This is a genomic window from Brucella gallinifaecis (assembly GCF_006476605.1).
In the GTDB taxonomy this organism is placed as follows: Bacteria; Pseudomonadota; Alphaproteobacteria; order Rhizobiales; family Rhizobiaceae; genus Brucella; species Brucella gallinifaecis.
This window is the reverse complement of record NZ_ML636802.1, coordinates 340,831-360,244: the sequence shown is the minus strand read 5'-3', so window position 1 is coordinate 360,244 and position 19,414 is coordinate 340,831. Positions and strand designations below refer to the sequence as shown.

Genomic DNA, 19,414 nt, shown 5'->3' with positions numbered 1-19,414 from the left:
ATTGCGTAAAGTGTGAAACGATTTTCGGATAAGATGCGCGTTAAATAACTGAGAGAAGTCAGAATGAGTGAAAAGAACAATCAGGATATGTCCAGTGCGAGAGCGGATGAATCTTTTTTCGCGCCGCTTCTCAGGGTCCGTGGTGTACTGATTGCAAGTCTTGTCGTCGTCATCTGTATCATGGTGCTGGATCTGCCCTTATGGTTTCGCATTGCGGTGCTTTTTCTGGTTGTTATTGGTGCAATCTGGGTTGCAAGTGCTACGACCGACGATGTCATTGAGCAAAAGCCGCAAAGCGTGCGCAATGTCAGCGAGATGGATAATGTTTCCGGCCAGCGTCTTGCAGACCTGCTTACGGACCCAATGATTGTCTTTGACCATCGTGCGACGGTCCTCTTCGCCAATGCTTCAGCCCGGGAAGCCTTTCAGTCCTTGCAAAAGGATACAGGGCTTTATCTGCGCTTTCGTGCACCGGAGATGCACACGCTTATCCAGGGTATCATTGCCGATGGCGAACCACGCAGCATCGATTATTTCGAGCGTGTGCCGATTGATCGCTGGTACAAGGCTATGGCGAAGGTGCTGCGTGGGCCTGATGGCAAGCCGGAACTGTTTGTTCTTCTGTTTCGCGATCAAAGTGAAACACGCCGGATTGATCGCATGCGATCAGATTTTATTGCCAATGCAAGCCATGAGCTGCGCACGCCACTGGCGTCTCTGCTTGGGTTTATTGAAACCCTGCAAGGCCCCGCACGCAATGATGCGGGTGCACGCGAGCGTTTCCTTGGCATCATGCAAAAACAGGCTGAACGCATGTCGCGGCTGATTGATGACCTGTTGTCATTATCGCGGCTTGAAATGCGCGCACATCTGGCTGTCAGCGAATGTGTGGACATGACGGCAGTGCTCAATCATGTGGCAGATACATTGACCCCGCTGGCGCAAGGTCTTGAGGTGGTGATCGAGCGGCATCTGCCTGATTATCCGCTCAATGTCACGGGCACGCGCGACGAGCTTATTCAGGTTTTCCAGAATCTGGTTGAAAATGCCTGTAAATACGGACAGGGCGGCAAGCGCGTTATTTTGCGGCTTGATGAAGAGAAAACGGAAACTTCATCTGAAATTGTCGTGTCGGTGCAGGATTTTGGGCCGGGCATCGCGCCTGAACATCTGCCGCGTCTGACGGAGCGTTTCTATCGCATCGATGTCGAGACGAGCCGTGCACAGAAGGGTACGGGGCTGGGGCTTGCTATCGTCAAGCATATTCTGGCCCGCCATCGGGGGCGTCTTGTCGTGCGTTCGCAGCTTGGCGAAGGGTCCACCTTTGTGGTGCGTTTGCCAAAGAGGGCATAGCCGGCTCTAGATGCGAGCAAAGAAAAACCCCGGAGCCAAAAGCTGCCGGGGTTTGAATTATAAACGCTGGTGTAACGGATCAGCGTGCGCGGCGACGTTCTGCCGTTGGCTGGAAAGCAAGTTTCGAGTGGTAGCCGCAATAGGGGCTGGATTCACCGGATTCGCTGCCGCAGAAGTGGAAATCTTCATTAAGCGGATCGCCGATAGGCCATTTGCAGGTGCGTTCGCTCAGCTGCAAAAGTGTCAACTTGCGCGAGATTGGAACAACCACGTCAGATTCCGGGCGAATGACACGTTCTGTCACGGCATCGGCTACATAGTCCATCTGAAGCGCTGCGGCACCAACGGTCTGCGTAACGGTCGCTGTGCGAATGGTTGTGCTCGCCTGTGGACGGCTTGCACCATTGCTGGTGCTTGTTGCTGCCGGACGTGGTGTCGCTGCCACAGTGTTGACTTTTTTACTGCGCGGAGCCGCGGTCGTGGTTTTGCCGCGGCCTGAGAGTTTAAGGCGGTGCACTTTGCCGATCACTGCGTTACGGCTGACGCCACCAAGCTGTGCTGCGATCTGGCTCGCGCTCAAGCCATCATTCCATAATTTCTTAAGCAGTTCGACGCGCTCATCTGTCCAGTTCATTGCCCTGGGCTCCAATCAATCTTCGTTATCCGGAATCCACCAGCGCCCCCGGATTTTTCCAGGTGCAAATACTATATCTATCCGGGTGACTAGGTCCGCCGTACAAAATGTGGTTTTTTTACTTTAAAAAGAAACTACATTATTGAACGACGCCATGACAAGGGATAGCCTTGCCAGGCGGATTCCATTTTTATGGTTTTCCCCAACTTGGGTGCCAAAGACGGCTTTTCTGAGTCAGTTTAGCGCATTTTCCAGCAGCTTTTCAGAAGTGCGGCCAGTCAGGGAGAACAGCTGGCGTCTCTATAACGGTGTGATTGGTAAAATGCCACCCCTTCGACTGCATAGGTGCTATCTTATTTCCCGCAAGAAATACAAGCTGTGTTTCCGGCATGGGTTCATGCATAAAGATGCATGATTATCCTGGGTTGCTTTGATTGACATTTTTTTTGCGAACGCCAATATATGCACGGGATTAAATAATGCCGCCTTGAGGGCGGTTTTTTATTTCCGCAAAGCGCATCCCGAAAAGTGCGAAGCGGTTTTCGGATAAGATGCGCGAAGAGAGAAGTCAAAATGCATCCCGAAAAGTGCGAAGCGGTTTTCGGACAAGATGCGCGATGAGAGAAGTCAAAATGCATCCCGAAAAGTGTGAAGCGGTTTTCGGACAAGATGCGCGAAGAGAGAAGTCAAAACGCATCCCGAAAAGTGCGAAGCGGTTTTCGGACAAGATGCGTGTTTTGAATATGGGAAACGCTGCCTGATCGGCTCTTGCCGGAGGCGCTGCAATAAAAGGGCTAATGGAGGCCTGACTGCAATGACCAACGTTACGACTGTGCAACCGCTCTACGACACGTATAATCGTGCGGCTCTGCGCTTCGAGCGAGGTGAGGGCATCTGGCTTATTACCGAAAGTGGCGAGCGTTATCTCGATTTTGCGGCAGGCATTGCGGTCAATTCGCTTGGCCATTCGCATCCGCATCTTGTCAAGACATTGAAGGATCAGGCTGACAAGCTCTGGCACTTGTCGAATCTCTATGAGATTCCGGGGCAGGAAAAGCTGGGCCAACGGCTGGTTGATGCAACCTTTGCGGACAAGGTTTTCTTCACCAATTCCGGTGCGGAAGCCATTGAGTGCGCGATCAAGACTGCGCGTCGCTATCATTTTGTCAATGGCAATCCGGAACGTTTCCGCATCATTACTTTTGAAGGTGCGTTTCATGGCCGCACGCTGGCCACGATCGCGGCTGGCGGTCAGGCCAAATATCTTGAAGGCTTTGGTCCGAAGGTTGATGGTTTTGATCAGGTTCCATTTGGCGATGAAGCGGCATTGCGGGCTGCGATCACCGACGAGACGGCTGCCATTCTGCTTGAACCTGTACAGGGCGAGGGCGGTCTGCGTGCTTTCCCGGAAGAATTCATGCGTCTTATTCGCCAGATTTGCGATGAAAAGGGCCTTTTGCTGATCCTTGATGAAGTGCAGACCGGCGTTGGCCGTACCGGTAAACTGTTTGCGCATGAATGGTCAGGCATTACGCCGGATATAATGGCGGTTGCCAAGGGTATCGGCGGCGGCTTCCCGATGGGCGCTTGCCTTGCAACGCTGGAAGCAGCCAAGGGCATGGTGGCCGGCGTGCATGGCACCACCTATGGCGGCAATCCCCTTGCCATGGCGGTTGGCAATGCGGTGCTTGATGTGGTGCTGGCTGATGGTTTTCTTGAAAACGTGCAGGAAACCGCTTTGACCATGAAGCAGGGCCTTGCATCGATCATCGATCGTTATCCGAATGTTGTTTCGGAAGTGCGTGGCCGCGGCCTGTTGATGGGTATTAAATGCGTGGTTCCGAATGGTAATCTCATTCAGGCTCTGCGCGATGAAAATTTCCTGAGTGTTGGCGCGGGTGACAATGTCGTGCGTCTTCTTCCTCCGCTGGTGACAACGCCGGAAGAGGCGCGTGAAGCATTGGCACGTATTGAAATAGCCGTTGAACGGCTTTCTGTTGCAAATCCGACCAGCAAGACGGCATAAGATCATGACGAATAACAACGGTATCAAGCATTTCATTGACCTGTCGAGCGTTCCGGCTGACGAGTTGCGTGCGATCATGGAAGACGCCAAGGCACGCAAGGGGCGCACAAAAGCGGGCGGGATCGAAAAGCCTTTTGCTGGCAAGGTGCTGGCGATGATTTTTGAAAAACCCTCCACGCGTACCCGTGTGTCGTTTGATGTCGGCATGCGTCAGCTTGGCGGCGAAACGATTATGCTGACCGGTTCGGAAATGCAGCTTGGTCGCAGCGAAACCATTGCCGACACCGCAAAGGTGCTGTCGCGCTATGTTGACGCGATCATGATCCGCACGACATCGCATGACCGGATGCTGGAATTGGCTGAACATGCAACCGTTCCGGTCATTAATGCACTCACGGATGACACGCACCCTTGTCAGATCATGGCTGACGTTCTTACATATGAGGAACATCGCGGCTCGATCAAAGGCAAGACCTTTGCCTGGATGGGGGACGGCAACAACGTTCTTCATTCGCTTGTGGAAGCTGCGGCGCGTTTTGATTTCAACGTCAATATCGCAACGCCGGAAGGCAGCGAGCCGAAGCAGCAATATATCGATTGGGCAAAGGCAAACGGCGCAAGGATCATGTCCACTGTGGACCCGGTTAAAGCAGCTGAGGGTGCAGATTGCATCGTCACTGATACCTGGGTTTCGATGGGACAAGAAGATCGTGCCCGTGGCCACAATGTTTTCCTGCCCTATCAGGTGAATGCAGAACTGATGGCTCACGCTGACCCAAAGGCGCTTTTCATGCACTGCCTGCCCGCGCATCGCGGCGAGGAAGTGACCAATGAGGTAATCGACGGCCCGCAATCGGTCGTATTCGATGAAGCTGAAAACAGGCTTCACGCGCAGAAGGCCATTCTGGCGTGGTGCCTGCAAGGCAGCGGTTCAGGAGCATAATTTGTCTGACAAGATCAGAACAGAGCAGAAAGAAGCAGAAATCGTTCATATCGATATGAATAATTTCGACTTTGCAGGTGATGATGCCGTTGTGCCTTTTCAGGTGGAAGGGCTGGATGTGCGCGGCCGTGCCGTGCAGATGGGTGCAAGCATTGACGCAATCTTGAAGCGTCATGATTACCCGGAAACAGTTGCCCGCCTTCTGGCGGAGGCAACGGTTCTGACAACGCTTCTTGGCACGTCTTTGAAGTTTGAAGGAAAGTTTATTTTCCAGACGCAGTCTGACGGGCCTGTGGACATGCTGGTCGTGGATTTTACCACCCCGCATTCCGTGCGGGCCTATGCACGCTTTGATGCTGAGCGCGTTGCGCAAGCGGAGAATGCAGGTAAGACCCGCCCGGAAGAACTGCTCGGTCGCGGCACACTTGCCTTCACGGTCGATCAGGGTGTGCATATGCAGCGCTATCAGGGCATTGTCGCTCTTGACGGATCGACGCTGGAAGAGATCGCACGCACCTATTTCCGCCAGTCGGAGCAGATTGCAACAGATATCAAGCTCAGCGTTGCAAAACTTGTCGAGCGTGATGGTAATGGTAAGCTGGTTGAGCGCTGGCGTGCCGGCGGCCTGATGATCCAGTTCCTGCCGGAATCCGATATTCGTTCGCGCATGCCGGATCTTCCGGGTGGTGATGGCGATGAGAATACCGCTATTCATGGCCCTGAAGATGATGGCTGGGATGAAGCCCGTTCGCTGGTTGGCACAATCGAAAGCTCGGAACTGACCGACCCGCAGGTTGGCTCGGAACGTCTGCTTTATCGTCTGTTCCATGAGCGTGGCGTGCGCATTTATGAAGCGATCCGCGTTGAGGATAAATGCTCATGTTCGCGCGAGAAGATCGAAGGCGTATTCACTAATTTCTCGGCAGAAGAAATTCAGGACAGCGTTCAGGACGGCAAGATTGCGGTAACATGCGAATTTTGCTCAACGACTTATGAATTTGATCCTGCGCAGTTTGCGAAGTAAAAACTATAAAAGGCGCATGGTTATTTAATACGCATTCTCCTCCGCAAAACCGCTTCACACTTTTGCTGGAAATGCTTGCCGAGCGCCTTTTTTATGATTAGCCCCTGATCCTAATTCAAGGTCCGTCTTGTTTCGGGAATATCGAGCGAGAAAGCCGGAATATCCACTTCAAAGGCACTACCATCAGATGATTGCATCTGATAGCGCCCGACCATGACGCCGGAGGTGGTGCTTAGCGGGCATCCTGACGAATATTGATAGGAATCACCGGGGTTCAATGTGGGTTGTTCGCCGATAACACCCGCACCGCGCACTTCTTCAATGCGGCCATTGCCATCGGTAATCTGCCAATAGCGTGAGCGCAATTGAACGCTCTGCGATGAATTATTGGCAATGGTGATCCGGTAGCCCCAGACATAGCGGTTTTCTTCCGGCTCGGACTGATCTTCGAGATAGAATGGCTCTGCCGTTACCTCAATATCCCGCGTTACCGCTTTGTACATGCGCACTCGCCTTCAAATCATATCCTCTGCCCACCTATCGCTAAACTTGCCGGCAACGTCAACAATTTGTGGCTGCAATTGCCGGGATGTCCCGGCAATTGCGTTGTGAGGGTTAAAATCAGCGCGTCGCCTTCAACGCTTCCAGAACATCTTCAATCAGATCATCGGTATCTTCCAGTCCAACGGAAACGCGCAGCATACCGTCAGAAATGCCCAATTCTGCCCGTGCTTCATCAGTGAGGCTCTGATGCGTGGTGGTAGCCGGGTGCGTGATGATGCTTTTTGCGTCGCCCAGATTGTTGGAAAGGCTGAATACTTCAAGTGCGTTTTCAAACTTGAAGGCTGCTTCCTTGCCGCCTTCGAGTTCAAGTGCAATCAGGGTTGAACCGCCACTCATCTGACGGGCGATGATATCTGCCTGCGGATGGTCGGCACGGCCCGGATAAATCACGCGCTTCACACCCGCCTGACCTGCAAGCGCATCAGCAATCGCCGCTGCCGAGCGGGTCTGCTGCTGCACACGTACACCAAGCGTTTCCAGACCTTTGAGCATGATCCAGGCATTGAACGGGCTTATACCCGGCCCGGTATGGCGGTAATAGGCCTGTAATGTTTCCTCGACCCATTCCTTGTCAGAGAGGATGATGCCACCAAGACAGCGGCCCTGACCGTCAATATGTTTGGTGGTCGAATAAACGACGATATGTGCACCCAGTTCCAAAGGCTTCTGGAAAAGCGGCGTTGCAAAAACATTGTCAACGATCAGCTTGGCGCCGGCTTCATTGGCAACTTGCGCCACACCTGCAATGTCGATGATTTCCAGCGTCGGGTTTGACGGGCTTTCCAGAAACATCACCTTGGTGTTCGGGCGAACAGCGGCTTTCCAGTTTTCAATATCAGAGCCATCGATGATCGAAACTTCCACGCCATAGCGCGGCAGAATTGTCTCCACGATATAGCGACATGAACCGAATACGGCCCGCGCTGAAATCACATGGTCGCCAGCCTGTACCTGACACAGGATTGCAGCAGAAACCGCCGCCATGCCGGATGTGAAAGCACGGGCTTCTTCCGCACCTTCAAGGGCGCACATGCGCTTTTCAAACATGTCGGTGGTCGGGTTGGCATAACGCGAATAGATGAAACCCGGATCTTCACCCTTGAAACGCGCTTCTGCGGCTTCTGCGGTGGGGTAAAGAAAACCCTGCGTCATATACAGAGCTTCTGAAAATTCTGCAAAATCAGAGCGCAACGAGCCTGCATGAACGAGCTGGGTCGCCGGGCGAAACTTACGGGTAGTCTTATTCGTCATTTTATCCAACCTGTCGAAAGCTGGTCGGCCGGGGCGGATTGCCTCGGCGGCCAATAAAAAACCGGCCCTGCGAACACGCAAAAGGCCGGTTACGAACCGCGGCCTTATTTTAGCGAATTCTTTAACGTGGCTGCAAGCCGGCCGGCCAAATCACCACGGAACGCTTTTTCCTTATGCCTCTTGAGCGGGGTCGTCAATGCTTGAAAGATCAGTTTTCATGAAAAGCGTGACCTGTGAAGGGCTGATCCGCTTTGTTTCTTGCGGAAAACCCGCAAACTATGGGCTTTGAGGGCTTGGCAGCGGGGCTTTGAGCAGTCAAAGGTCTTAGACCGATTTTAAGTAATTCACGGAGTTGAGTGGCATGACGCAGAGGGACGCAGGAATTCTGGCAGATGCGGATATTGCAGCGCTCTTTGAAAGCGGTTTGCTCAAATCTCAACAATCGCTGGATGTTGACCAGATTCAGCCTGCAAGCCTTGATTTGCGACTGGGAGCGAAAGCCTATCGTGTACGGGCTTCCTTCATGCCGGGTCCGGGAACCCCTGTCATCGACAAGCTGGAACGCCTGAAACTCCACGAGATTGATTTGAGCCAGGGCGCCGTGCTGGAAACCGGCTGTGTCTATATTGTGCCTTTGCTTGAAAGCCTGGCACTGTCAGCGGAATTGTCAGCTTCCGCCAATCCGAAAAGTTCAACTGGCCGCCTTGATATTTTCACCCGTGTCATTGCCGATGGCGCGCAGGAATTTGACAAGGTGCCAGCCGGTTATAATGGTCCGCTTTATCTTGAAGTCAGCCCACGCACTTTCCCGATTGTCGCCCGCACCGGCTCGCGCCTGTCGCAGATCCGTTTCCGCAAGGGTCGTGCGCAGTTGAGCGAAGCAGAACTGACGCTCCTGCATGATAATGAAACGCTGGTCGCAGCAGAGCAGCCGAATATTTCCGGCGGCGGTATTGCGCTTTCGGTCGATCTTTCGGGCGGCGAAGACCGGCTGATCGGTTATCGCGGCAAGCACCATACGGCAGTTGTCGATGTTGACAAGCGTTCAGCACATGATGTTCTCGATTTCTGGGAACCGATTTATGATCGTGGTTCGCGTGAACTGGTGCTCGACCCGGATGAGTTCTATATCCTTGTTTCGCGCGAGGCGGTGCATGTTCCGCCGCTATATGCGGCTGAAATGACGCCTTTTGACCCGCTGGTCGGTGAGTTTCGTGTGCATTATGCAGGCTTCTTTGATCCGGGCTTCGGCCATAGTCTTGCTGGTGGTACGGGGAGCCGTGCGGTTCTGGAAGTGCGCAGTCATGAAGTCCCGTTCATTCTTGAACATGGGCAGATTGTCGGTCGCCTTGTTTATGAGCATATGTTGAATCGTCCGAAGGCACTTTATGGTCTTGATCTTGGGTCCAACTATCAGGCGCAGCAGCTCAAGCTCTCCAAACATTTCAGGTGATTGCATCCTTCCCGGATCCGTCTCTATAAAATAGGGAACAGGTGGAGGATTGCTTTGGTGAAAAACGGGAAAGATGAAATGCGCGAAATTGCGGCAGACACGCCAGCGCGTCGTCTGTCTGTGGGCATCGTTGCATTGCCGGGCTTTACGCTCACGGCCCTCAGCCTGTTTCTTGATCCGTTTCGCCTTGCAGCCGATGATCGTGATAAAAGCCGCCAGATCAGATGTGCATGGAAGATTTGCACGCTCTCGGGCGATCCGGTGACATCCAGCTCCGGCATGGTGATTGAGCCGACCGCGCCGATTGGTGCACTTGATGATTGCGATTATGTGGCCATTGTCGGTGGTGTTCTCAAGCAATATCGTCCGCGTCAGCAGGCCTTGATCGATCTTATCAAGCGTGCCGACAAGCGCGGTAAGACGGTGGTCGGTCTTTGTACTGCGGCTTTTCTGCTGGCTGAGGCACAATTGCTTGATGATCGCAATTGTTGTGTCAGCTGGTTTCACCGCGACGATTTTATCGATCTTTTTGACGGCTATTTTGCTGATACGACCAGTCTGTTTCATCGCAGTGGCCGGCATTTTACCTGTGCAGGCGGTCTGGGGGCGGCATCCCTGTCTTTGTCTATCATCCAGCACGAGATTTCCGAGGAACTGGCACGCAAAAGCGCTTCCATATTGATGATTCCTTATGAGCTGGTGCGTTCGGAACAACCGGCACTGAGTTTCAACGGTGTGCGTTCGCCAATGATCCGCAAGGCAATCCGCATTTTTGAGGAAACACTGGAAGAGCCGGTGCCGATGATCGATGTGGCTCGCAGGCTTGGCATCTCTGTGCGCCAGATGGAACGCGGTTTTCGCTTGGGCTTGGGTCGCACGGCATTTGAGGTGCGTGAAGAATTGCGGGTCAAGAAAGCGCGTGAATTACTGTCTGAAACGGGCCTTTCATTGCTGGAAGTGGCTGTCGCCAGTGGCTTTACCGATACGCGCAGTATGAACCGCTCCTTTGTTCGTCAGAAGCAAAAACCGCCGCGTGAATATCGTAAGCAGCATTGAACGCATCAGATAACTTGCGAAATCCGCACCGACCCCCTATTTTCCAAAGCATGTTTTGATACTGGAGATTTGCATGTCTGATGGTGTAAACCGTTTTCTTGGCGATACGCCAGCGCGCGTACTGATCAAGCTTGTGCTGATCTCGCTGGTGGTTGGCGTGCTAATGAGCGCGTTCCACTGGACGCCCTATGATATTCTCTATGGCATCCGTGATTTTGTCCTGCGCCTGTGGAATATGGGCTTCTCGGCAATTGCAGGTTTTGCTGATTATCTGATCCTCGGCGCTGCCGTGGTTATTCCAGTCTTTATTTTGCTCCGAATCCTCAGCTATCGCAAGTAAGAGCATTTCCAGTAAAAGTGCGAAGCGGTTTTGCGTAGGATAATGCGTAACTGAGAAAGCACTTCGGGATCACGACAAATGCAGCAGACTAATGGTTTCACTCTGTCCCGGCGTGGTTTTATGATCCTCGCCGGTGGTGCTCTCACCTATGCTGTTTTGCCGAAGGTCTTTGCCCAGGCTGCTTCTGGAGATGTGGATACAACGGCATTGTTTAACCAGATCCGCAAGGCAAATGGCCTTCCTTTGATGGCAACTGATAGCAAGCTTGAACAGGCAGCGCTTTATCAGGCACGGCGCATGGCAAGCTATGGCAAGATCGGCCACTCGGTCGGCTGGGGCAATGGTTTTGTCTCGCGGCTTAAACAGGCCGGCATTCGTGGTCCTGCTGCGGAAAATGTTGCTGTCGGGCAGCCTGACACGAAGGCTGTTTTTGATGCCTGGATGAAATCGCCGGGGCATCGCAAAAACATGCTTGATCCAACCTTTCATCATTACGGGCTGGCATGGGCCACGCCTGAGAACAATCCGCGCCGTCTCTATTGGGCAATGATGCTTGGGCTTTAAATCCTTTTTTCAGCGAGAAGCCCGGAAGCCAGATGCTCAAACACATCGACAGCTTTCTTGAGAGCAGATGCCGGGCTGTCACTTGCTGCAACCCAAAGTGCTGCATTGAGTGCAGCACCACTTAAAAGACGTGCGGCGGCATCCACATCAACGGGTTTCAGAACGCCCTCGGCAATCAGCACCCCAACCGTTTTGCGTGTGACATCAAGACAGGCATTCTGGCTCGGCCATTGCGAAGGGTCGCCAAGAAAAGCCGGACCGTCGAGCAGGACAATCCGCTGAACTTCTGGTTCGAGTGCCATTTTTATATAGGTGACGGCTTCCGTCATCAGCGCATCCCACGGGTCGTTTTTAACGGATGCTGCTTCCTTGGCGCGAGCCGCCATTTCCCCATCAATCTGGGCAACGACGGCAGCCAGCAGTCCTTTTTTGTCACCAAAGCTGTGATAAAGCGCACCGCGCGTAAGCCCCGCTTCGGCAGTCAGATCATCCATGGATGCAGCCGCAAACCCTTTATCGGCAAATGCTTTCCTTGCTGCCGCCAGCAGCAGCTTGCGGTTTTCCAGCATGGTTTCGGCGCGAGGTTTTGGCGGCATGCAAATCTCCGGCATTGACATACGTAGCGTATGTGAAATATACATACGTCACGTATATCAAACTTGTCAGCCAGATAAAAGCTGCACGGCGAAAGGATGTTTTATGACCCGCACTGCAATATTTCCTGATGGTCGTCAGGACCTCTATCAACAAAATGGTTATTCTGCTGCTATTCGCTCCGGCGATCTTCTTTTCGTCTCTGGTCAGGTCGGCAGTCGTGAAGACGGCTCTCCCGAGCCTGAATTCAAGGCTCAGCTTGAGCGGGCATTTGATAATCTGCGAAATGTTTTGGCGGCGGCAGGCTGCAATTTTGACGACATTGTTGATGTGACCACATTCCATACCGACCCTGAAAACCAGTTTGCGCAAATCATGGAGGTCAAGGCGCGTATGTTTCCCGAACAGCCTTACCCAAACTGGACCGCGGTCGGTGTAAACTGGCTTGCCGGTTTTGACTTCGAGATCAAGGTAATTGCACGCATACCAACTGTGTAATCTATCGATTATTCTCCAGACACAATGCTGTCAGACCTGCGACAATAGGGTGGCCGAATTTTCTGTTGTTTGAAATGATTCCAGCATAGAGCTTTCCTTTATCTTGTTTGAATATCGGGAAAGTTATGGATCACATGCTGCACGATAAGAGCATTGTTTCCAGACCATTTGAAGTGACCAACCGCATGGTGATGATGATCGCCGTGCCGATGACGCTCGCATCCGTTACCACGCCTTTGCTGGGGCTGGTGGATATGGGCGTGGTTGGTCAGATGGGGCAGGCGGAGCTGATTGGCGGTCTTGCCATTGGTGCACTGGTGTTTGATTTTTTGCTGACCATGTTCAGTTTTCTGCGTTCAGGCACCACCGGCCTTGTCGCGCAGGCGATGGGCGCGGATGACAAGGCCGAAGAACAGGCCATTTTCTGGCGGGCAATTGTCATTGCCATTGCTGCCGGTCTTCTGATGATTTTGAGCCTGCCGCTGGTTTTGAAAATTGCATCGGACTTTATCCATCCGACCCCGGCGACCCAGGCAGCAATGGTCACTTATGTGTCGATCCGTATGCTTTCGGCTCCCGTGGCCTTGATCAATTATTCGGTGCTGGGTCTGTTGCTTGGGCGCGGGCAGGGCATTTTAGGTCTCAGCCTTCAGGTGTTGATCAATGGCATTAATATTGTGTTGTGCATCGTGCTGGGGCTGGAACTGGGCTGGGGTGTGGCCGGTGTTGCATGGGCAACGGTGACTGGCGAAACAGTGGCCGCCATTATCGGTCTTTTCCTTGTCATGCGGCATTTTCATAAACAGACCGGACGCCACCCTGACGTAAAGCAGATTTTGCAAAAGGCAGGCATTGTGCGGATGATTGCGCTCAATCGCGATATCATGATCCGCTCAATCCTGCTTTTGACTGCCTTTGCCTATTTCACCCGTGCCGGGGCCGAGCTGGGACCGGTAACACTTGCGGCCAATGCTGTTTTGATGAATTTCTTCCTCATTTGCGGCTTTTTTCTTGATGGAATGGCGGCCGCAGTTGAACAGATCATCGGTCGCTCGGTTGGTGCACGCTACAGCCCGGCTTTCGTGCGCGGTGCGAAGCTTACCTTCCTCTGGGGGCTGGTCATGTCAGCCGCGATTGCGCTGATTCTGCTTGTTTTTGGTGATGCGATCATCGGTCTTTTGTCAAAGGCCGAAGATGTGCGTGATCAGGCGATCAGATATTTGCCATGGGCCGCACTGACAGGGCTGACCGGTCTGCTCGCCTTCCATATGGATGGGGTCTATATTGGCGCAACCTGGTCGCGTGACATGCGCAATATGATGTTCCTGTCACTGCTTTTCTTTTTGGCGGTTCTTTATGCGCTAAAGCCCACAATGGGAAATCACGGGCTTTGGCTGGCAATCAATCTGTTTTTATCGATCCGCGGCATCACGCTTCTGGCGCTGCTGCCGCGCAGATACAGAACTGAATTTTTCAAAGCATGATCCCGAAAAGTGGGAACCGGTTTTCGGTATAAGATCATGCTCAAGAGAAGTTTAGTCAGGCAGACGCCGTGCTGCCCATTCCTTGGTGTCGCGATCACGCAGATCAGCAATGCTGGCCACGCCAGCGGTCTTCACAGCTTTTGAAAGGCCACGCACGATGTCGGATGCAAGGCCGGGTCCGCGATAGATCATGCCGGTATAAAGCTGGATGAGATCAGCCCCGGCCTTGATCTTGGTCAAAGCGGTTTCGGCACTATCGATACCGCCGACACCAATCAGCGGCATGTCCTGACCGACACGCTCACGCATGCGTGCGAGAATAATTGTCGAACGTTCAAACAGCGGTACACCTGAAAGCCCACCTGTCTCGTCGCGGTTGTCAGCATTTTTCAGCCCATTGCGCGACAGTGTGGTGTTGGAAACTATAATGCCGTCAAGCTTTAGCGCAAGCGCTTCCGCTGCAATATCATCAAGTTCTTCATTGCTCAGATCGGGCGCAATTTTCAGGAAAACCGGACGTTTGAGCGTACACATCTTGCCTTCTTCGTCACGGGCTGCAAGCACGCGCGAAAGAAGCTCGCGCAGCGCATCGCGCGATTGCAGATTGCGCAAGCCCGGTGTGTTGGGCGACGAAATATTGACCGTGAAATAGCGTGCCAGTTGATAGAATTTGCGAATGCCGGCAACATAATCGGCGATGCGGTCTTCAGCATCCTTGTTGGCGCCGATATTCACACCGATAATACCGCTTTTACCGGCACGCTGTGACAGGCGCTTATATGCTGCATCATGGCCTTCATTGTTGAAGCCAAGACGGTTGATGACCGCATGATCATCGGGCAGACGAAAAACACGCGGACGCGGATTTCCACTTTGCGGGCGCGGTGTGATGGTGCCGACTTCTGTAAAACCAAAACCGATTTTCAAAAGTGCATCCGGCACTTCGGCATTTTTGTCAAAACCTGCGGCCATGCCGACCGGATTGGGGAATTGCAAACCCGCAATCTTGACTGAAAGAGCCGGGTCATGTGGGCGGTTACAGGTGACAATACCTGTTTTCAGCCCCGTAATGGACAGAGCATGCGCTTGCTCGGCGTCGAGCGTAAATAATGCACGGCGTCCAAAAAGTTCAAAAATTCCGCTCATTTGCCCTCAAGCTCCGGGAAGATATGCAGACCATTTTTGTCAAGCGGCAATGGCTCGACTTTTATCACTGCCGATAAGGGCAGAGCGCTATAAAGATGCGGAAACAATGCGCCGCCGCGTGAGACTTCATATTTCAGCGCATCGCCCAAAGCATCCGCATCCACGCTTATCAGCAGCAGATCCGTTTGCCCGGCAAAATGTTTGGCGGCTGTTTCGCGCAGCTGTTCACGGGTGGAGAAATGGATATAGCCATCGGCAATATCAACCGGTGCCCCGGTAAAATTGCCAGCTTCTTCCGCCTGCGCCCAGAGATCGCGCGGGGCGATCTTGTAGATGGTCGTTTTGATCATGGGCGCTCTCTAACCTGAATTTATTTGAAAATCAAAGCATGGCTTGTTCGTTTTTCTTGCATAGCTCCCATATGATACAGAGTGAACTTTACAGGAGGTCGGTTATGGCTGGCAGAATGAGTGCAATTGCGATTGTTTCTATGCTTGGGTTAAGCTTTGTTGCAAGCAATGCTTTTGCAGAGGAAAACGGGCGCTATCGTCTTGAAGGTACTGAAAATGGCTATGTCCGCTTTGATACGCGGACAGGCGCACTTTCGGTCTGTAATGAGCAACAGGGTCAGCTCATCTGCAAAATGGCGACTGAAGACCGCGAGGCTTACGAGAATGACATTTCCGATTTGCAGGATCGTGTGAAGAAGCTTGAAGATAAATGTGTGGCGGTTGAAGCTGCCGCCGCATCCTCCAAACTGCCTTCGGAAGCAGAGTTTGAACAATCTCTTGGCTATATGGAGCGCTTCATGCGTCGTTTCATGGATATCGCAAAAAGCTTTGACAGTGAGCCGGAAAAGCCTGCGGAGAAGCTGCAACAATAGTCCCATGGTTATTTAGTAGTGCTTGCGTCAGTGACATGAAAATGCTTGCCTCCCTGAAGCGCAATAGCAGGGGGAGGGAAGTCCGGCGATGCAGGGCTGGGGAATTATAGGCGTCGCATTTTTGTATCTTTTGTTGCTGTTTGCCGTGGCAAGCATCGGCGACAGACGTGCGGCCCTCTGGAGCAGCGCTCCACGCCCCTATATCTATGCGCTCAGCCTTGCGGTTTACTGCACGTCATGGACTTTTTTCGGCTCTGTTGGCCTGTCGGCCCAGCGCGGGCTTGAATTTTTAGGCATCTATATCGGCCCTATTCTGGTGTTTACGCTGGGAAACCGCCTGCTGCGCCATATTGTGCGGCTTGCCAAGGCTGAGCATATCACTTCCATCGCTGATTTTCTGGCTGCACGCTATGGCAAAAGCTTTGGCGTGGCGTCCCTTGCCACCTGTATCGCGGCGGTTGGTTCCATTCCTTATATCGCGCTGCAACTGAAAGCCGTCTCCGGCAGCGTAGGGCTGGTGATGGAGCATTATGGTGCAGCCTTTGATCCATCTGTCTTTGTGTTTGGCGATATTTCGCTGCTTGTGGCTGCTGTTCTGGCGGTCTTTGCAATCCTGTTCGGCACACGCCATACAGATGCAACCGAGCATCAGGACGGGCTTATTCTGGCCGTGGCGCTCGAATCGGTCATCAAGCTTTGCGCATTCCTTGCGGTTGGTCTGGCCTGCACTTTTTTCATGTTTGGATCGCCCGGTGAGCTGATTGAAAAAATTTCGCAATCGCACGCGGCGCTGGAAGCATTTCACTACGAAACCTCCATAGGCACATGGATTGTGCATACGATGTTGAGTGCGGCCGCAATCATCATGCTGCCGCGACAGTTTCATGTGACGGTCGTGGAAAGCCGCAGCGAAAAGGAATTGCGCACGGCTTCGTGGCTGTTTCCGCTCTATCTGATATTGATCAATATTTTCGTGTTTCCCATTGCACTGATCGGCGTGATGACACTGGGCAATACGGTGAGCGGCGATCTTTATGTGCTGGCGCTGCCGCTATCAGCCGGTGCGCATTGGCTGGCACTGATTGCATTTCTTGGTGGCTTGTCTGCGGCAACAGCCATGGTGATTGTTGCCTGTGTGGCGCTTTCGATCATGATCTCCAATCATCTTGTTCTGCCATTGATCATTCGCAGACTTGCCGTGCGTCACCCGACCGAACAGCGTGATCTGACAAAGATCATTTTAAACACCCGGCGGCTGACGATCATTGGCATTCTGGCGCTGGCCTTTGTCTATTACCGCATGGCGTCGAACAATATTCACCTTGCCTCCATCGGTCTGATTTCCTTTGCTGCCATTGCCCAATTTGTTCCGTCTTTTATCGGTGGGCTGTGCTGGCGCAATGCCAATGGGCGCGGCGCGATACTGGGCTTGTCTGCTGGCTTTCTGATCTGGGCCTATACGCTGTTATTGCCAACAGTTGCGCCTGAAAATGCTGCCATTTTGCGGGATGGTTTTTTAGGTTTTACTGCATTGCGGCCAGAGGCTTTGTTTGGTTCCGACATGCTGCCGCTGACCAATGGCGTGGTCTGGAGCCTTGCCGCCAATACGCTGTTTTATATTCTTGGCTCTCTGTCTCGTGCATCAACAGCGCTTGAAAGGATTCAGGCCAGTATTTTCCTGCCGCGTTATTTTATCGGCACACCTACGCTTAAGCGCTTTCGCACCACGGTAACGGTTGCTGAACTCAAGGCAACCATGGCCCGTTATCTGGGTGCCGAACGTGTCGAACGCGCGTTTCTGCGTTTTGAAGCACGCGAGCAGCGCAGGCTCGATCTGGGCATGACGGTCGATACACCGCTGATCCGCTATGCCGAGCAATTGCTAGGCACAGCAGTCGGCTCCTCGTCGGCACGACTGGTTTTATCCTTGCTGCTCAAGCGCAATGATGCATCGGCCCGTGATGCACGACAATTGCTCGATGATGCGTCCGTTGCCCTGCAACAAAACCGCGATCTGTTGCAGATTGCCCTCGATCAGATGGATCAGGGGATTACAGTGCTCGACAAGGATTTGCGGCTGACCTGCTGGAATCGTCAGTTTCGCAGCCTGTTTGATCTGCCCGATGAAGTGATGCAGGTGGGCATTCCTGTGTCTGAGATTGTCGAGTATCTGGCGCATAGTGGCGATCTTGCCCCTCATGCGCAGAATGCGGCCATCATCTCGATTGCAACATTGCGCAAGCCGTGGCGTCTGACCTTGAAATCGACGGGCAAGGTGCTGGAAATCAATTCCAACCCGATGCCGGACGGCGGACTGGTGGCGACCTATACTGATATTACTGCCGAAGTTGAGGCGGATATCAGCCGCCAGCGGGCGGCAGAAATGCTCGAACAGCGTGTCGCCGACCGTACGGCAGAGCTCACCCTTGTGAACCAGAAACTTGCCAAAGCGCAAAGCGTCGCCGAAGAAGCCAATCTCGGCAAGACGCGCTTTCTGGCGGCGGCTGGTCATGATATTCTGCAACCGCTCAATGCGGCGCGGCTTTACAGCACCGCCCTTGCCGAAAAGCTTGGCCGCGCAGAAACGAGCCAGCTTGCCCGCAATATTGACAGTTCGCTTGAATCGGTGGAAGCCATTCTGGGTATGGTTCTCGACATATCGCGACTGGATACGGGCGCGTTGAAACCGGATGTCTCGGTTTTTCGTCTCGACAAGCTGTTGAGCCAGATTGCCACCGATTTTACACCCATGGCCCGCAAAAAGGGGCTGAAACTGCGCGTGGTGCCGTCAAGTGTCGTGGTCAGGACTGACCGCAACATGCTGCGTCGGCTGATCCAGAATCTCGTTTCCAATGGGATCAAATATAGCCGGAAGGGTGGTGTCCTGTTTGGTGTTCGCCGCCGTGGTGATTATATCGAATTGCAGGTTCTCGACAGCGGCATCGGGATTGCGAATCAAAAACTCAAGCTGGTGTTCCGCGAGTTCACGCGCCTTGATGAAGGGATGCGCGAAGCAGAAGGTCTTGGACTTGGCCTTTCGATTGTTGACCGGATCGCTCGGATGCTCGAATTGCCGCTGAGCATTTCATCTGTGCCGGGTAAGGGCAGTGTATTTTCATTGCGCATTCCGGTTTGCGATGAAGCGGTGCCTGTTGAAAGCGTTGCCAGCCGCAGGGGTATCAGGCGTGCATCCAGCCTGACAGGACTTGACGTGCTGTGCATTGATAATGATGCCAATATATTGGCGGGTATGGAAACCCTGCTGAACGGCTGGGGTTGCAATGTGACCACATTGCGTGGAGGCTCGGGCCTGAAACTGTTCTGCGTGGAGCGGGAAGTGGCGCCGGATATTATCGTGGCCGACTACCATCTTGATAATGAAAACGGGCTGGATCTGATTGGTTTTGCACGCGAAAGCTTCGGAGAGGAAATTCCGGCGATCCTGCTGACGGCTGATCGCTCCAAGGAAGTGCGCAAACGTGCCGATGACGAGAATGTCACCCTGTTGAACAAGCCATTGCGCCCGGCAGCACTGCGCTCGCTTTTATCAAATGTACTGCATCAGAGTGCGGCGGCCGATACCAAATATCGATGAGATATA

The 19,414-nt window shown here is 53.1% G+C and carries 18 protein-coding genes and 1 riboswitch; of the genes, 12 read left to right on the top strand and 6 right to left on the bottom strand.

Going from position 1 to position 19,414, the window contains the following annotated elements:
• Nucleotides 1-63 precede the first annotated feature (63 nt).
• Nucleotides 64-1,353, top strand: a complete 1,290-nt coding sequence (locus tag FHY56_RS06360) for an ATP-binding protein (protein ID WP_140904321.1) — start codon at nucleotides 64-66, stop codon at nucleotides 1,351-1,353.
• Between the two features lie 79 nt (nucleotides 1,354-1,432).
• Here FHY56_RS06360 and FHY56_RS06355 read toward each other — a convergent pair whose 3' ends face one another.
• Entirely contained in the window at nucleotides 1,433-1,987 is a 555-nt protein-coding gene (locus tag FHY56_RS06355; RefSeq protein ID WP_140904320.1) for a GcrA family cell cycle regulator, read from the bottom strand.
• Nucleotides 1,988-2,801: 814 nt separating this feature from the next.
• Here FHY56_RS06355 and FHY56_RS06350 point away from each other — a divergent pair.
• From FHY56_RS06350 to FHY56_RS06340, 3 genes are read left to right on the top strand one after another with little or no spacing between them, the layout of a single operon-like run.
• Complete coding sequence (locus FHY56_RS06350) at nucleotides 2,802-4,013, top strand: aspartate aminotransferase family protein (protein ID WP_140904319.1); 1,212 nt, start codon at nucleotides 2,802-2,804, stop codon at nucleotides 4,011-4,013.
• Nucleotides 4,014-4,017: 4 nt separating this feature from the next.
• Nucleotides 4,018-4,956: an ornithine carbamoyltransferase gene (gene argF / locus FHY56_RS06345; protein ID WP_140904318.1), complete on the top strand. Its 939-nt coding sequence runs from the start codon at nucleotides 4,018-4,020 to the stop codon at nucleotides 4,954-4,956.
• 1 nt (nucleotide 4,957) lies between these two features.
• Entirely contained in the window at nucleotides 4,958-5,980 is a 1,023-nt protein-coding gene (locus FHY56_RS06340) for an Hsp33 family molecular chaperone (RefSeq protein ID WP_376889689.1), read from the top strand.
• 110 nt (nucleotides 5,981-6,090) lie between these two features.
• On the opposite strand, the gene apaG is transcribed toward FHY56_RS06340, so the two are convergent.
• Nucleotides 6,091-6,483 (bottom strand): Co2+/Mg2+ efflux protein ApaG, encoded by a 393-nt coding sequence (gene apaG / locus FHY56_RS06335; RefSeq protein ID WP_140904316.1) that lies wholly within the window; start codon nucleotides 6,481-6,483, stop codon nucleotides 6,091-6,093.
• A 118-nt stretch (nucleotides 6,484-6,601) separates the two neighbouring features.
• Entirely contained in the window at nucleotides 6,602-7,795 is a 1,194-nt protein-coding gene (locus tag FHY56_RS06330) for an O-succinylhomoserine sulfhydrylase (RefSeq protein ID WP_140904315.1), read from the bottom strand.
• Between the two features lie 86 nt (nucleotides 7,796-7,881).
• A riboswitch (SAM riboswitch) is annotated at nucleotides 7,882-7,962 on the bottom strand.
• Between the two features lie 194 nt (nucleotides 7,963-8,156).
• On the opposite strand from FHY56_RS06330, the gene FHY56_RS06325 reads away from it, so the two are divergent.
• From FHY56_RS06325 to FHY56_RS06310, 4 genes are all read left to right on the top strand, one after another.
• Nucleotides 8,157-9,248 carry a 2'-deoxycytidine 5'-triphosphate deaminase gene (locus FHY56_RS06325; protein WP_140904314.1) on the top strand — a complete coding sequence of 364 codons (1,092 nt, stop codon included), beginning with the start codon at nucleotides 8,157-8,159 and terminating at the stop codon, nucleotides 9,246-9,248.
• 78 nt (nucleotides 9,249-9,326) lie between these two features.
• Entirely contained in the window at nucleotides 9,327-10,304 is a 978-nt protein-coding gene (locus tag FHY56_RS06320) for a GlxA family transcriptional regulator (RefSeq protein WP_140904384.1), read from the top strand.
• Between the two features lie 73 nt (nucleotides 10,305-10,377).
• Complete coding sequence (locus FHY56_RS06315; RefSeq protein ID WP_140904313.1) at nucleotides 10,378-10,644, top strand: DUF6460 domain-containing protein; 267 nt, start codon at nucleotides 10,378-10,380, stop codon at nucleotides 10,642-10,644.
• A gap of 78 nt (nucleotides 10,645-10,722) precedes the next feature.
• Complete coding sequence (locus FHY56_RS06310) at nucleotides 10,723-11,208, top strand: CAP domain-containing protein (RefSeq protein ID WP_140904312.1); 486 nt, start codon at nucleotides 10,723-10,725, stop codon at nucleotides 11,206-11,208.
• On the opposite strand, the gene FHY56_RS06305 is transcribed toward FHY56_RS06310, so the two are convergent.
• Nucleotides 11,205-11,804, bottom strand: coding sequence for a TetR/AcrR family transcriptional regulator (locus FHY56_RS06305; RefSeq protein ID WP_168927591.1), 600 nt, complete (start codon nucleotides 11,802-11,804; stop codon nucleotides 11,205-11,207). The two genes, FHY56_RS06310 and FHY56_RS06305, sit on opposite strands and share 4 nt — an antisense overlap.
• Nucleotides 11,805-11,907: 103 nt before the next feature.
• On the opposite strand from FHY56_RS06305, the gene FHY56_RS06300 reads away from it, so the two are divergent.
• Nucleotides 11,908-12,300 (top strand): RidA family protein, encoded by a 393-nt coding sequence (locus FHY56_RS06300; protein ID WP_140904311.1) that lies wholly within the window; start codon nucleotides 11,908-11,910, stop codon nucleotides 12,298-12,300.
• A 134-nt stretch (nucleotides 12,301-12,434) separates the two neighbouring features.
• Nucleotides 12,435-13,784, top strand: a complete 1,350-nt coding sequence (locus FHY56_RS06295) for an MATE family efflux transporter (RefSeq protein WP_140904310.1) — start codon at nucleotides 12,435-12,437, stop codon at nucleotides 13,782-13,784.
• 51 nt (nucleotides 13,785-13,835) lie between these two features.
• Here FHY56_RS06295 and FHY56_RS06290 read toward each other — a convergent pair whose 3' ends face one another.
• Nucleotides 13,836-14,930, bottom strand: coding sequence for a quinone-dependent dihydroorotate dehydrogenase (locus tag FHY56_RS06290; RefSeq protein ID WP_140904309.1), 1,095 nt, complete (start codon nucleotides 14,928-14,930; stop codon nucleotides 13,836-13,838).
• The gene (locus FHY56_RS06285; protein WP_140904308.1) at nucleotides 14,927-15,280 is read right to left on the bottom strand and encodes a DUF952 domain-containing protein; all 354 of its coding nucleotides are present in this window, start codon (nucleotides 15,278-15,280) and stop codon (nucleotides 14,927-14,929) included. The genes FHY56_RS06290 and FHY56_RS06285 overlap by 4 nt, the downstream gene beginning before the upstream one ends.
• 104 nt (nucleotides 15,281-15,384) lie before the next feature.
• On the opposite strand from FHY56_RS06285, the gene FHY56_RS06280 reads away from it, so the two are divergent.
• Together FHY56_RS06280 and FHY56_RS06275 are read left to right on the top strand one after the other, a co-directional pair.
• A complete protein-coding gene (locus FHY56_RS06280; RefSeq protein WP_140904307.1) occupies nucleotides 15,385-15,813 on the top strand; it encodes a hypothetical protein in 429 nt (142 codons plus the stop codon).
• Between the two features lie 88 nt (nucleotides 15,814-15,901).
• Nucleotides 15,902-19,408 carry a PAS domain-containing hybrid sensor histidine kinase/response regulator gene (locus FHY56_RS06275; RefSeq protein ID WP_140904306.1) on the top strand — a complete coding sequence of 1,169 codons (3,507 nt, stop codon included), beginning with the start codon at nucleotides 15,902-15,904 and terminating at the stop codon, nucleotides 19,406-19,408.
• Nucleotides 19,409-19,414 lie beyond the last annotated feature (6 nt).

Coding starts and splice junctions, on each gene's coding strand:
- FHY56_RS06295 (WP_140904310.1), top strand. CDS start 12,435: ATGCTGCACGATAAGAGCATTGTTTCCAGACCATTTGAAGTGACCAAC.
- FHY56_RS06285 (WP_140904308.1), bottom strand. CDS start 15,280: ATGATCAAAACGACCATCTACAAGATCGCCCCGCGCGATCTCTGGGCG.
- FHY56_RS06350 (WP_140904319.1), top strand. CDS start 2,802: ATGACCAACGTTACGACTGTGCAACCGCTCTACGACACGTATAATCGT.
- FHY56_RS06325 (WP_140904314.1), top strand. CDS start 8,157: ATGACGCAGAGGGACGCAGGAATTCTGGCAGATGCGGATATTGCAGCG.
- FHY56_RS06360 (WP_140904321.1), top strand. CDS start 64: ATGAGTGAAAAGAACAATCAGGATATGTCCAGTGCGAGAGCGGATGAA.
- FHY56_RS06280 (WP_140904307.1), top strand. CDS start 15,385: ATGGCTGGCAGAATGAGTGCAATTGCGATTGTTTCTATGCTTGGGTTA.
- FHY56_RS06300 (WP_140904311.1), top strand. CDS start 11,908: ATGACCCGCACTGCAATATTTCCTGATGGTCGTCAGGACCTCTATCAA.
- apaG (WP_140904316.1), bottom strand. CDS start 6,483: ATGTACAAAGCGGTAACGCGGGATATTGAGGTAACGGCAGAGCCATTC.
- FHY56_RS06305 (WP_168927591.1), bottom strand. CDS start 11,804: ATGCCGCCAAAACCTCGCGCCGAAACCATGCTGGAAAACCGCAAGCTG.
- FHY56_RS06355 (WP_140904320.1), bottom strand. CDS start 1,987: ATGAACTGGACAGATGAGCGCGTCGAACTGCTTAAGAAATTATGGAAT.
- FHY56_RS06320 (WP_140904384.1), top strand. CDS start 9,327: ATGCGCGAAATTGCGGCAGACACGCCAGCGCGTCGTCTGTCTGTGGGC.
- FHY56_RS06315 (WP_140904313.1), top strand. CDS start 10,378: ATGTCTGATGGTGTAAACCGTTTTCTTGGCGATACGCCAGCGCGCGTA.
- FHY56_RS06310 (WP_140904312.1), top strand. CDS start 10,723: ATGCAGCAGACTAATGGTTTCACTCTGTCCCGGCGTGGTTTTATGATC.
- argF (WP_140904318.1), top strand. CDS start 4,018: ATGACGAATAACAACGGTATCAAGCATTTCATTGACCTGTCGAGCGTT.
- FHY56_RS06290 (WP_140904309.1), bottom strand. CDS start 14,930: ATGAGCGGAATTTTTGAACTTTTTGGACGCCGTGCATTATTTACGCTC.
- FHY56_RS06330 (WP_140904315.1), bottom strand. CDS start 7,795: ATGACGAATAAGACTACCCGTAAGTTTCGCCCGGCGACCCAGCTCGTT.
- FHY56_RS06275 (WP_140904306.1), top strand. CDS start 15,902: ATGCAGGGCTGGGGAATTATAGGCGTCGCATTTTTGTATCTTTTGTTG.